12 protein-coding genes are annotated in these 11,769 nt (G+C 64.7%); 8 read left to right on the forward strand and 4 right to left on the reverse strand.

Annotated features, from left to right (window positions below; genetic code table 11):
* Positions 1-3: 3 nt before the first annotated feature.
* Positions 4-891 (reverse strand): DMT family transporter, encoded by an 888-nt coding sequence (locus tag GSQ87_RS07645; RefSeq protein ID WP_158914916.1) that lies wholly within the window; start codon positions 889-891, stop codon positions 4-6.
* A 242-nt stretch (positions 892-1,133) separates the two neighbouring features.
* Here GSQ87_RS07645 and GSQ87_RS07650 point away from each other — a divergent pair, with 242 nt between their 5' ends.
* From GSQ87_RS07650 to GSQ87_RS07660, 3 genes are all read left to right on the forward strand, one after another.
* A complete protein-coding gene (locus tag GSQ87_RS07650; protein ID WP_158914917.1) occupies positions 1,134-1,646 on the forward strand; it encodes a MucR family transcriptional regulator in 513 nt (170 codons plus the stop codon).
* Positions 1,647-1,701: 55 nt separating this feature from the next.
* Positions 1,702-1,881 carry a hypothetical protein gene (locus GSQ87_RS07655; RefSeq protein WP_158914918.1) on the forward strand — a complete coding sequence of 60 codons (180 nt, stop codon included), beginning with the start codon at positions 1,702-1,704 and terminating at the stop codon, positions 1,879-1,881.
* Positions 1,882-2,002: 121 nt separating this feature from the next.
* The gene (locus GSQ87_RS07660; protein ID WP_158914919.1) at positions 2,003-4,198 is read left to right on the forward strand and encodes a family 1 glycosylhydrolase; all 2,196 of its coding nucleotides are present in this window, start codon (positions 2,003-2,005) and stop codon (positions 4,196-4,198) included.
* 43 nt (positions 4,199-4,241) lie between these two features.
* Here the strand turns inward: GSQ87_RS07660 and GSQ87_RS07665 are convergent, their stop codons facing one another.
* Together GSQ87_RS07665 and GSQ87_RS07670 are read right to left on the reverse strand one after the other, a co-directional pair.
* A complete protein-coding gene (locus GSQ87_RS07665) occupies positions 4,242-4,799 on the reverse strand; it encodes a DUF4337 family protein (RefSeq protein WP_158914920.1) in 558 nt (185 codons plus the stop codon).
* A 118-nt stretch (positions 4,800-4,917) separates the two neighbouring features.
* Positions 4,918-5,331, reverse strand: coding sequence for a helix-turn-helix domain-containing protein (locus GSQ87_RS07670; RefSeq protein ID WP_158914921.1), 414 nt, complete (start codon positions 5,329-5,331; stop codon positions 4,918-4,920).
* 258 nt (positions 5,332-5,589) lie between these two features.
* On the opposite strand from GSQ87_RS07670, the gene GSQ87_RS07675 reads away from it, so the two are divergent.
* From GSQ87_RS07675 to GSQ87_RS07685, 3 genes are all read left to right on the forward strand, one after another.
* A complete protein-coding gene (locus GSQ87_RS07675; RefSeq protein ID WP_254062814.1) occupies positions 5,590-6,027 on the forward strand; it encodes a helix-turn-helix domain-containing protein in 438 nt (145 codons plus the stop codon).
* A 120-nt stretch (positions 6,028-6,147) separates the two neighbouring features.
* On the forward strand, positions 6,148-6,570 hold the full coding sequence (locus tag GSQ87_RS07680; protein ID WP_158914922.1) for a hypothetical protein: 423 nt from the start codon (positions 6,148-6,150) through the stop codon (positions 6,568-6,570).
* A gap of 143 nt (positions 6,571-6,713) precedes the next feature.
* Entirely contained in the window at positions 6,714-8,210 is a 1,497-nt protein-coding gene (locus GSQ87_RS07685) for a phospholipase D-like domain-containing protein (RefSeq protein ID WP_158914923.1), read from the forward strand.
* 6 nt (positions 8,211-8,216) lie between these two features.
* On the opposite strand, the gene GSQ87_RS07690 is transcribed toward GSQ87_RS07685, so the two are convergent.
* Positions 8,217-9,446 (reverse strand): cyclopropane-fatty-acyl-phospholipid synthase family protein, encoded by a 1,230-nt coding sequence (locus GSQ87_RS07690; RefSeq protein ID WP_158914924.1) that lies wholly within the window; start codon positions 9,444-9,446, stop codon positions 8,217-8,219.
* A gap of 166 nt (positions 9,447-9,612) precedes the next feature.
* On the opposite strand from GSQ87_RS07690, the gene GSQ87_RS07695 reads away from it, so the two are divergent.
* Entirely contained in the window at positions 9,613-10,701 is a 1,089-nt protein-coding gene (locus GSQ87_RS07695; protein WP_158914925.1) for a 2OG-Fe(II) oxygenase, read from the forward strand.
* A gap of 190 nt (positions 10,702-10,891) precedes the next feature.
* The gene (locus GSQ87_RS07700; RefSeq protein WP_158914926.1) at positions 10,892-11,767 is read left to right on the forward strand and encodes a retropepsin-like aspartic protease; all 876 of its coding nucleotides are present in this window, start codon (positions 10,892-10,894) and stop codon (positions 11,765-11,767) included.
* Positions 11,768-11,769: the final 2 nt, after the last annotated feature.

Consider the following 11,769-nt stretch of genomic DNA (forward strand, 5'->3'; position numbering starts at 1 on the left):
CGATCAGTTGAGGGCGGTCATGACCACCCCGGCCACGACCGCCAGCCCGGCGACAAGTTGCAGGGCGTGAAGCCGCTCCTTGAACAGTCGGTGCGCGGCCAACGCCGCCATGGGAGCCTCGATCACCCCGACCGCGCGCACTGACGCCGCCGGGGCTAGCGCTAGGGCCAGGAACCATCCGCAGGAGGCGAGGGAGCCGCAAAGGCCGGCGCCAAGGCTGCGCCGATAGCTCTTGATCACTGTCCACACGGTCTGTGGCGAGACGATCAGCAGGATCGCACCGAGGACAGCCGACTGCATCGCCTGCACCACGCAGACGGTGACTACGGCGGCGAACACCGGATGGGCGGGCTCCAACGCCAGCCCGGCATGTCGAAAGGCGTTCAGCGAGAACCCGAACGCCAGGCCCGACAGCAGGCCGAACAGGGCGCCTGTGATCGGCCGCTCCCCGCTGGGCCGACCCGGCCAACTTAGCATCGCCAGTCCCAAGGTGGTCAGCGCCACGCCCGCCCATGCAATGCGGCTCAGGGGGTCATGGAACACGAACAGCCCGATCACCGCCGCCAGGGGCAGCGAGCTCTGCTGAAGCGCGGTGGCGACGGCGAAGCCCGCGCGCCGCATGGCGAGCAGAAGGGCTGCGGTGGCCAATACCTGGGACGCGGCGCCTACCGCCGCGCTCAGCCAGAAGGCTTGCGAAAGGCGCATGTGGGCCATCGGCGTGAAGGCCGCGACCCCAAACGCGAACACCACGGAGAACGGCAGCCCAAATAAGAACCGGACGAGGGTGGCGCCCCAAGGTCCGTTCTGCGCCATCAGGCTTCGTTGCAAGCCATTGCGTGCGACTTGGAAACCGGCCGCCAGCATCGTGGCGATCACCCACAAACCGGTCATGCGGGCGTTTGCGAGCTGAAGGAGTGCATTATCGGTGGCGCTGCTCGGGGCTGGACGAAACCTTCATAGCGCCCTGCGAGACATGGTCGAGGGGCGTCGAGCCGATCAGAAGGCGAAAGATAACGACACCGGATGCGATGCTCTGTTTTGTAGAAAATCGCGCCAATCAGTCTAACGGGACTTTTTGTATCTCCGCGTATTGGCTTACAGCTCTTTATTGATTCGATGTGGAGCTTTGCCATATGGACGAAGAAACGGGCTTTGACCTGGTTACCCTGACATCTGAAATCGTTTCCGCCTACGTGACCAACAACAGCGTTGCGGCCAGCGACCTGCCTAGTCTGATCGCCGCGACCTACAAGGCGCTTGGCTCCGCCGGGACGGCGCCCGAAGTCGTTTCGCCGGTCCTGACGCCCGCCATATCGATCAGGAAGTCGATCACTCCCGACCACCTCATCAGTCTGGAGGACGGGAAGCCGTATAAGTCTTTGAAGCGCCATCTCGCCACGCGGGGTATGACGCCGGACGAGTACCGGACAAAATGGGGTCTCGCGAAAGACTACCCCATGGTGGCGGCCAGCTACTCCGCCCAGCGATCGTCGCTGGCCAAGAGTTTGGGTCTGGGCCGCAAGGCTGCGCCGCCGCCCGTCGTCCCCGCCAAGGCCGCAAAAACTGTCAAGGCCGTCAAGGCCGTCAAACCGACGGCGAAGGGCAGGGGCAAGGCGATCAAGCCAAGCGAAGATTCCTTCACCTGATCCCAACAGAGGGGGCGGACTGGCGAACGGACGTCGGGCCGCCCACTTCTAGGGGATGGATTGCAACTGCACCGACCTGGCGATGTTGGCGGTCGCCCACCGCACCTTGTTGCGCACGCCGGAATGTAGCCGTCGCCTGCTTGAAGACTATATCGACTGGCTGACGGAGCGTTTGATCGAGAACACCGGGGTGGACGGGTACGATCTCGCCCAAAGCCGCATTCCTCGCGATTGAGCGCCGGAAGGCGTAGAAGAAACACGCCGCTGCCGACCTGAACAAAGTCGTGGCGTGCGTTCGCGTGTTCAATCCCTTGGCGCGACCGCCTAGCCAACGAATTTGGGGTTCCGAGGAATTGATGCTCGAACTTTGGGGCGGCCACGAATGCACGGTCAATCGCGTTGGAGATGAATACCGGGACCAGTCCAAGGAGACGGGTCACGATGAGCGCGCCTTGGAAGACCTGGGACGGTTCGCCGGGCTGAACGTCAAATCTCTTCGCTACCCCGTCCTGTGGGAACGCGTCGCCCCAGACGCCCCCGACACGCGGGACTGGAGTCGCGCCGACACCTGCCTGGCCGAAATCCGACGCCTGGGCATGCAGCCCATCGTGGGTCTGCTGCATCACGGCAGTGGCCCGCGATACACCAGCCTGCTCAGCGACAATTTCGTCTCCTCGTTCGGCGAATACGCTCATAGCGTCGCCGCGCGATATCCGTGGGTTCGCGATTGGACGCCGATCAACGAACCACTGACCACGGCCAGGTTCAGCGCGCTGTACGGTCATTGGTATCCCCACGCCTGTGACGAAGGGTTGTTCTGGCGCGCCCTTCTCAACCAGATCGATGGCGTGAGGGTCGCCATGCGGGCGATCAGGGACGTAAACCCTGAGGCCCGGTTGATCCAGACCGAAGACCTGGGACAGGTCTTCTCCACGCCCGGACTGGCGGCGGACGCCGAATTCCAGAATGTCCGGCGGTGGGCGACCTGGGACCTGCTTACGGGCAGCATCGGCCCTGACCACCCGCTGTTTGAACGCATCGCCGGATTCGGGCTCGCAGACCGCCTGAAGGCGATCGCCGACGATCCCTGTCCGCCGGACATCATTGGCGTCAACCACTACCCCACCAGCGTCCGCTTCCTCGACGAGCGGGTGGAGAACTATCCGGAGTGGGATATCCCGTCGGGCGCCCATGCCGACGTTGACGCCGTACGGATACTTTCGCCCCAGCCGGTCGACCTGAAGTCGCTGCTCCGCCAGGCCTGGGATCGGTATGCGATCCCGCTGGCCATTACCGAGAGCCACAACGGCTGCACCCGCGACGAGCAGATGCGCTGGACCTTCGAGGCCTGGCGGACCGCGCTCGACCTGCGGGATGCGGGCGTCGACGTTCGCGCAGTCACCGCCTGGGCGCTGCTCGGCAACTACGACTGGGATAGCCTGATCACCCGCAAGGCCGGGTCCTACGAGCCGGGAACGTTCGACATTCGAGGTCCGTCGGTGCGCGCGACCGCGATGGCGGACATGCTCCGCCGGCTCGGCCTAGGTGACAGTCCCGAGGCTGTAGCCAGGGCGCATCCCGTGCTGCTGAACCGGGGCTGGTGGCGTCGCGACCTGCGGCTCGAGCGGCCGCCGTATAGCTGTGATCCCGTCCTCGCGCACGCACCCGACCATGATCTCCTGCAAGAGCCGCCCTTGCTGATCACGGGGGCGACGGGCGCCCTCGGTCAGGCCATTGCCGGCGCGTGTCGGCTGCGGGGTGTTCCGCATCGGCTCACCTCCCGCCAAGAAATCGATCTCGCCGCGTCGGACGGGTTCGCGACGATCCTCGACGGCCTGGAACCGTGGGCGGTGATCAACGCCGCGGGATGGACGGGGGTCGACGAGGCGGAACGTCGCCCCGACGACTGCGATGTGGTCAATGTCCGAGGCGCCGCCGCGCTGGCCAAGGCCTGCGTGGAGCGCGGACTGCCGTGTGTGAACTTCTCATCGGACCTGGTCTTCGGGGATAGGCGAGAGGGCGCCTATACCGAAAGCGATTCGCCAAGCCCGCTTGGCGCCTATGGGCGTAGCAAGGCCGAGGCCGAACGCCTTATCGCGGCCGTCGGGGCTAGCAATCTGGTGGTTCGGATCGGGCCGCTGTTCTCGCCCTACGACGCCCAGAACTTCGCCGCGCAGGTGGCGCGCGGTCTGGCCGCGGGGCAGCCGGTCTATGCATCGGCCACCCACATCATGACGCCCACCTATACGCCCGACCTGGCTCAGGCCGTGCTCGATCTGCTGATTGATGGCGAGACTGGCGTGCGGCACCTCAGTAGCGGCGAGGCTTTGTCTTGGTATGATTTCGCCGTGCGTATCGGTAGCGCGCTGGGGCAGGACATCAGCCTGGTCTCCCGCGCCTCGCCCGAAATGCTGGGTTGGCGCGCCGAACGTCCGACCGATTCGGCCTTGGCCACCGAGCGGGGCTTCATCATGCCCAGCTTCGAGGGCGCGCTCGGCCGGTTCGCCCGCACGCTGCGTCCGGCTTTGAGCGCACTGCAGGCGGCGGCCTAGTCTACGGCTTGGACGGCCCGCGCTTCAGGTCGAAGCCGCCGACTCAGACCAGCCAGCTCACCGCGAACAGGGAGAGACCGCCCGCACCGAGCGCCAGGGCGGCGTACCAGAGCCATTTGTTCTGGGTGATGATCGAGACGGACGAAACGCCGATGCCGATCTCCAGCAGCGCGGCGGCGGCGGTCAGCCAATGGTGGCGGCGCTCGGCCGCTTCGGCGACCTGCACCAGATGTTCGCGCTGGCGCTCGTCTCCCTCGGCCTTGGCGCGGAGCAGCTTCTGGACTTCGACCTGTTCGGCGGCCGTCTTCCGATAGCGGGCGGCGTTCGGGCCGGGCGTATCGCCGGCGATTCCATAGATGTGCTTTTTCAGGCTGTCGGCCTGGTATTCGTTCCAGGCGTCCGTCGCGCGGTCCTGGAACAGCACCGCGCGGCTGGTGGCGTTGATCGCCGCGCCGCTCGCCACCGTCTCCAGGCTGCCGACGATCGCCGCGCTGACCGCCAGGAGGGCGATGGTGATCGATACGCGGGTTATCAGCGGGTGATGGATCTGATGGGCGTGTTCGGCGCGTTCGTTTTGTTCGTGAGCTTCGTATGCGGACATTGAGCTCCCAGCGCTGGCGTCGAGAATGGACCGTTTAGACTGCGCCTGCGGCCCGAGTCGAGCGGACGGGGGCGAGCCCCCGTCAGAGCCCGTCCAAGCGGCGCGACAGGGAGGTGGCCTAGGTTTCCAACTCCAATTCCTGATGCGTCTCCGCGGCCAGGCTGCGTGCGAAACGCAAGAGCTCGGTTCGAAGGCGCGGCGATGTCCGCGAAAACACCTCCACCATTTCGTTTGCTCCCCGAACTTTCGTCAGCATGTAGAGGACAGTGGACGATTCCGGCGCCGCAGCGCTTGAATCGGGAAGCAACGCCGCGGGGTGAACCTCGAACGCGTCGGCCGCCCTCACCAGCATCGAAGCCGATATCCGGTTGGCGCCGCGCTCGTATTTCTGGATTTGTTGGAACGTGATGCCGAGCTTTTCGCCTAGGGAGGCTTGCGACATACGCCGTTCCCGACGCAGCTCCCGAATCTTCAAGCCAACGAGGACGTCGATCGGATCGGGTCCACCTCTTTCGGCATTTGTCAGGGCCATTTTATCGCCTCCCACCCAATGTTCTGGGCGTAGGTTAATATTGCAATGTCGCAATATGCACGCGCATTCGTTGCTTGCGCGAAATCTTTTCACGCGGGCCCTTACGAAGAAACCTTGATTGACAAAGTGATAGCGGAACCAGGAAGCTGAACACGCCGCGCTTCATGTGATGGTCGGACGAAATGTTCATCGTGCCGGTAATGCTGTATGCATCCAACACCCAGCTTGACCGTTCCTAGCCGCATGAGATCGGAAAAATTGCAGACGCCCAATGAGACGCCAGACCCGATCGACATCTATGTAGGCCACCGCCTCCGTGAGATACGGCGCAGCAAGAACATATCGCAGGCCCAGCTAGGTATGGCCGTGGACGTGTCCTTCCAGCAGGTGCAAAAATACGAGAGGGGCGCAAACCGCGTCTCTGCATCGGTGCTCGTCAAGTTGGCTCGTCACCTTGATGTGTCGGCGGCCGACCTGCTTCCCCCGGTCGACTATCCGGTCGAGGAGCACGCGCCCCTACTCACCCTTACGACGACCGTGCGCGGCATGCATGAGTTGATCATGAGCCTCACCCACATCTCGGAGCGGCGGCTTCAGCTTATGGTCGCTCTCGCCCGCGACCTGGCCGACCACCCCTACGACACGCCCGCCCTCCATGCCGCCTCCAACGACGATCACGAGCCGCAACAGGATTGAGCGCGTCCACTCACGATTTAGCCGGGCCACCAAAAAAAATGTCTTAGGTAGTGATTAACAGTCTCGGCGCAGCCTTTGTGTCGGGCGGGGAGCCCCGCGCATCTGACCGAGGGAGGCCTCATGTCGATCTTAGAACTCGTCGAAAAGCTGAACGCTACGTCGGAGCCCAGCAGGCGGCTGGACGCCGAGATCATCGCCGTCGTGCTGGGGCCGCCGGGTTGCGCCTTGGATATGATCGAGGACATCGATGGGTGGGGCGTGAATTGCGCACCCGACGCAAAGGGTCACGTGACGCAATGGATGTGCGCCGCCGACGTCCCCTACCTGACCCGATATTCCGATGCGGCCCTGGAACTCCTAGCCGAAACGCATCCCCACGATGGGGGCGCCATCACCATGAGCGCCATGGCCAGGTTGATGGCCAATAGGGGCTGTGGGGCAGGGGCGCTCGAGATGAGCGGCTTGGTTGCTCAGGCCGTCATGCTTGAACTGTTGCTGACAATGGCGGCCAATCCCGCCGAAACGGGTAGACGCGCAGCCTAAGGGCCAAAACGTTTGCAAATAGCGAGAAGTCCATCCGTACAAGATGGGCTTCTATACCCTTCCGTGCGGGCGAGCCGGACCATAGCGCCTGACGCGGAAGCTCAGGTCGCATACGCTTTCCCCATCGATTCGGAGGGGACGCCATGCTGCTCGAGGAGGGACGCACCTGCCTGCGGGTGACGCGCGCCAACCGCGCGGCGCTGCTGGTCGACATGGCCTGCTATTTCGAGGCGGCCAAGGTGGCGATGCAGCGGGCGCAGCGCTCGATCCATTTCCTGAACTGGGCCTTCGAGCACGACACCTTCTTCCATCCGGGGCCGGACGGTAGCGGCGACGAGGACGACCGGTTCGGCAACTTCCTGAAGCACCTCGCCGCCACTCGACCGGACCTGGACATCCGCATCCTGTGTTGGAACTCGGCCATGCCGGTGGCGGCGACCCAGCGTTTCTTCCCGTTCGCCGACCGCAAGGCGTTCGCAGGCACGCGTGTCCGCTTTGTCCTGGATGGCAAGCTGCCGGCCGGCGCCTGCCATCACCAGAAGATGCTGGTGGTCGACGACCAGATCGCGTTCTGCGGCGGCGGCGACATCGGGCCGGACCGATGGGACACCACCAAGCACCTGGACGACGACCCTCGCCGCGAAAAGACCCGGCGCGACCATAAGGATTTCGACAGCCGCCACGAGGTGATGGGCATCGTCGACGGCGACGCCGCGGTGATGCTGAGCGAGATTTTCCGTGAGCGTTGGCTGCGCGCGACCGGAGAGGCCATCGATCCTTGCCAGCAATCGCAGTCGCCGGCGTGGCCCGAATGCGTCGAGCCGGACTTCCACGACATCGACGTCGGCGCGGCGCGCACGCACGGCGCGTGGCGAGCCTATCCCCAGGTGCGCGAAGTCGAGGCGCTGCACATCGCGTCGATCAAGGCCGCGCGCAAGTCGATCTATATGGAGAACCAATACTTCACCTCGCCCCTGATCGCCGAGGCGCTGGCGTCCCGCCTGAGGGAGACTGGTGGACCCGAGGTGATGTTGATCTCCACCCAGCATTCGCCGAGCTATTTCGACCAGGCGACGATGGACAAGACCCGGCTGGACTTCGTGGCGCACCTGAAGGCGGCCGATGTGCACGGTCGTTTCAGGGCCTACAGCCCGGTGACCACGCTTGGCCGCACCATCATCGTCCACGCAAAGCTGACGATCATCGACGATGTGTTGCTGCGGATCGGGTCGGCCAATATCAACAACCGCTCCATGGGCTTCGACACCGAGTGCGACCTTTGTATCGAGGCCTCGGGTCCTGGCGCCACCGCCGCCGGAGCCCGGATCGCCCAGCTCCGCACCCGTCTACTCGCGCATTGGTTTGGATGCGACGAGGGGGTGGTGAGCGCGGCGATCGACGCGGAAGGCGCGATCACCCGGGCGGTCGAGCGGTTAAGGGCCAGCGGCTACACGCGCCTGCGCCCGATCGGTTCGGGTCGCATGAATGCGCTCTCCGCCGCGGTCGCCACCTACCACATCGGCGATCCGGTCGCTTCGGCGGACGCCTGGCGACCCTGGCGACGTCGTGCCGCTTTGCAGGCTAACCTGAAGGCTTTCGCGTTCGACCCGTCACACGCCAAGCTCGTTCCCGAGCACTGAGGGCCGTCAGGCTTTCTCGCGTGTGCGAAGGGTCTCCTCGGCGGCGGCTAGGTAGTCCCGCGTGAGCGGCACGGTCTGGCGCTCCCGCGAGAGCTGGATCTGGTAGATGGTGATGTCGTTGGTGCGGAACGCGACTTCGGACAGGGCGAGGTAGAACTCCCACATCCGGCAGAAGCGCGCGTCATAGAGACGTTCGGCCTCATCTCGCCGGGCCATGAAGTTGGTGCGCCAGGCCAAGAGGGTTTCGGCGTAGTGGGGCCCCAGCATCTCGATATCGGTGATGACCAGCCCCGAACGCTCGATCGGAGGCACAATGTCCGAAAGGGACGGGATGTGGCCGCCGGGGAAGATGTACTTCAGAATCCAGGGGTTGGTTGGGCCCGGTGTGCCGACCGAACCGATGGTGTGCAGCAACATCACGCCTTCGTCGCGGAGCAGTCGACGGCTGGTGCTGAAGAATTCATCGTAGAAGCCAAGTCCCACGTGCTCGAACATGCCGACGGAAACCACGCGGTCGAATTGGCCTTGGACGGCGCGATAATCCTCCAGGCGGAATTGGACCCGGTCGTTCAAACCCGTCGCTTCCGTCCGCAGCCGTGCGCGCGCAATCTGCTCGTCCGAAAGGGTGACGCCCGTCACCGCCGCCGCGCCTGCGACCTTGGCGAGATAGAGCGCCAGCCCGCCCCATCCGCTGCCGATGTCGAGCACGCTGGAGGTGGGCTCGATCAGCAGCTTGGCCGCAATATGCCGTTTCTTGGCGAGTTGGGCATCGGCGAGGCTTTGTCCCGGATATTCGAAATAGGCGCAGGAGTATTGCCAATCCGGGTCGAGGAAGAGCGCGTAGAGCGCGTCGCCCAGATCGTAGTGGTGGGCGACGTTGCGGCGCGACTGTTCGGGTTTGTTCTTCGGAAGCCATCGCCAGAGCGCCATCTGAACGCGGTCTATCAGCCGGAATAGCAGCGGCGGCTTCATGTTCCGCAGATCGCGGAGCATGAGATGCAGGAAGTCATAGATGCTGCCTTGCTCCACCAGCAGCCGGCTGTCGGTGAACAGCTCGCCGAGCTTCATGGCGGGATCGAGCGCCAACGCCCGTTCGGCGGCGCTGTCATTGAACCGGATGGTCACGGGCGCGCCAGTCCCGTCGCCGAAACGCAGGACGCGCCCCTTGGCCGTGACCACCGTCAGATCGCCCGTCTTCACCGCATAGCCGAAGACGAATTTCAGTAGCGCTTGCATGACACCCCCGCGCCCGACCCTATCGAGCCTGGAACAGGCGACGGTCAAACGCTTCCTTAACGTGCGGCGATCCGCCGGATGGCGAGGGACATATCCGGCGGCGAGCATCGGGCGCGCGGATGCGCCTTTCGCACACCGCGACGGAAGACAGCGGGCGCAACCGAGCATGACCACGCCGACGACGACCGGCTCGCCGCCGCGATACGGCGAACCCGCCCCCTGGTTCTGCGCGCCTTGCGACGACATCCCAGCCTTCACCTTCGACAGCGTGGGCGGCCATTGGGTCCTGCTGATGTTCTTCGGTGGCCTGGGTCACGAGGTGATCCGAAACGCTCACCAGCAGATCCTCGCCAGCCGCGCGCTGTTCGACGGCGGCCACGCGCTTTTCTTCGGCGTCAGCGTCACGCGACGTGACCGCGCCTCCGGCCAGCTCGCGCCGGGCGGCGGCCTGCGTTATTTTGACGACTACGACGGCGCGATCAGCCGCCTGTACGGCGTGTTGGGCGACACCGACGATTACCGTCCCACCGTCTTCCTGCTGGACCCCCTGTTGCGCGTGGCGGCCAGCGCGCCGATCACCCAGACCGGTTGGGTGCTGGACCTTCTTCGCGCCAGCCTCGATCGGGCGCCTATCGAGGAGGCTCGTCACGCGCCGGTATTGACCATCCCGCGCGTCTTCGAACCTGAGTTCTGCCGCACGCTCATCGACTATTACGAAACCGTCGGCGGGACGCTTTCGGGCGTCATGCGGCAGGAGGGGGAGCGGACCGTGGGCGTCTACGACCCGACCTTCAAACGCCGCGCGGACGTCGAACTCCAGGATGAACAGCTAAGGATCGGCGTCCAGGTGCGCCTGCGCGATCGGTTGGCCCCGATCATCGCCAGGGCTTACAGCTGGCAGGCGACGCGGATCGAACGTTACCTGGTCGCCTGCTACGATGTGGGCGACAGGGGCTTCTTTTCCGCCCATCGCGACAACACCACCCTTGGCACCGCGCACCGCCAGCTCGCCGTCACCATCAACCTCAACGCCGAGGAATATGATGGGGGGGAGTTGTGCTTCCCCGAGTTCGGCCAGGGCCTGTTCAAGCCGCCGACGGGCGGCGCGACGGTGTTCGGCTGCGGCCTGCTGCACGAGGTCAAACCCGTCACCTCGGGGCGCCGCTACGCCTACCTTCCGTTCCTGTACGATGAAGAAGCCGCAGCGCTCCGCGACCGCAATCGGCACGTCGTCGACGCCGCACCGACGTCTTGACGAAGATCGCTCCGTGGCTTCTACCTCGCGCCGGGGTTGATCGGAGAAAGACGTGCGTTGGGGGCTTGGAAGTCTGTTGGCGGCGGCGGCGCTTGGGATGGCGCCGCACGCTTACGCCGACTGTAAGATTGGGGTCTTTGGAAATTTCCCACTCATACCAAGTCCCAATCGGGCTTTGGTGGAGGGGGCGGTGAACGGTCAACCGGCCGTGTTCATGCTGGACACGGGCGCCGACATCAGCGCCATGCCTTACCCGGACGCGCAACGGCTGGGAGTCAAGATGGTCGCTTCGAACGCCTTCAAGTCGGAAGGAATCGGCGGCCGGGTGGGCACTGGCGAGGCGCAGTTCAATATGACGCTCGGCAAGATTGAACTGCCCCACGAGGCCATGACCGTGCTCCCCATGGCCTCCCTGGACCATCACGCCGTCGCCGTCATCGGCCGCGAACTTCTGGCCCAGCACGATCTCGAACTGGACATGCCGGACAATGCGGTTCGGCTGGTGAAGGTGGATGGGTGCGCAGCCTCCCAGATCGCCTATTGGAACAAGCCTTACTCGCAGGTGGCGCTCGAATCGGACGGTTCGAGCCGCCCGGCTATTCTCGTGAACATCCTGCTGAACGGTCACGTCGTTCCGGCCCTGATCGACAGTGGGGCGCCCCAGTCCATCGTCACGCCGGCCGCGGCCAGGGCTGCGGGTGTCGATCTGGACAAGGCCCAGATGTCCGGCGAGGTCGGCGGGATCGGCGTCCACCGTCTCCCGGCCAATGTGGTGCGTTTCGACACCTTCACCATCGGTGACGAAACCATCCGGAACGCCGAGATCGTCGTCTCGGACATGTGGAAATACAACAAGATGGAGGAGACGGGGACGCGGCTCGGCTCCCATACCCATGATCTGGCGGAACCGCGCATGCTGCTCGGAGCCGACTTCCTGCACGCTCATCGGGTGCTGGTGGCCAACAGCCTGAAGGTGATGGTTTTCAGCTATGCGGGCGGGCCCATATTCGACAGCTCCCAACCCCAGACGCCCGCGCCCGGTTCGGCGAACGCCCCCACCCGATAGGC

The sequence above is a fragment of the Caulobacter sp. S45 genome (assembly GCF_009765965.1).
Classification (GTDB): Bacteria; Pseudomonadota; Alphaproteobacteria; order Caulobacterales; family Caulobacteraceae; genus CAHJWH01.

Coding starts and splice junctions, on each gene's coding strand:
- GSQ87_RS07645 (WP_158914916.1), bottom strand. CDS start 891: ATGACCGGTTTGTGGGTGATCGCCACGATGCTGGCGGCCGGTTTCCAA.
- GSQ87_RS07650 (WP_158914917.1), top strand. CDS start 1,134: ATGGACGAAGAAACGGGCTTTGACCTGGTTACCCTGACATCTGAAATC.
- GSQ87_RS07655 (WP_158914918.1), top strand. CDS start 1,702: ATGGATTGCAACTGCACCGACCTGGCGATGTTGGCGGTCGCCCACCGC.
- GSQ87_RS07660 (WP_158914919.1), top strand. CDS start 2,003: ATGCTCGAACTTTGGGGCGGCCACGAATGCACGGTCAATCGCGTTGGA.
- GSQ87_RS07665 (WP_158914920.1), bottom strand. CDS start 4,799: ATGTCCGCATACGAAGCTCACGAACAAAACGAACGCGCCGAACACGCC.
- GSQ87_RS07670 (WP_158914921.1), bottom strand. CDS start 5,331: ATGGCCCTGACAAATGCCGAAAGAGGTGGACCCGATCCGATCGACGTC.
- GSQ87_RS07680 (WP_158914922.1), top strand. CDS start 6,148: ATGTCGATCTTAGAACTCGTCGAAAAGCTGAACGCTACGTCGGAGCCC.
- GSQ87_RS07685 (WP_158914923.1), top strand. CDS start 6,714: ATGCTGCTCGAGGAGGGACGCACCTGCCTGCGGGTGACGCGCGCCAAC.
- GSQ87_RS07690 (WP_158914924.1), bottom strand. CDS start 9,446: ATGCAAGCGCTACTGAAATTCGTCTTCGGCTATGCGGTGAAGACGGGC.
- GSQ87_RS07695 (WP_158914925.1), top strand. CDS start 9,613: ATGACCACGCCGACGACGACCGGCTCGCCGCCGCGATACGGCGAACCC.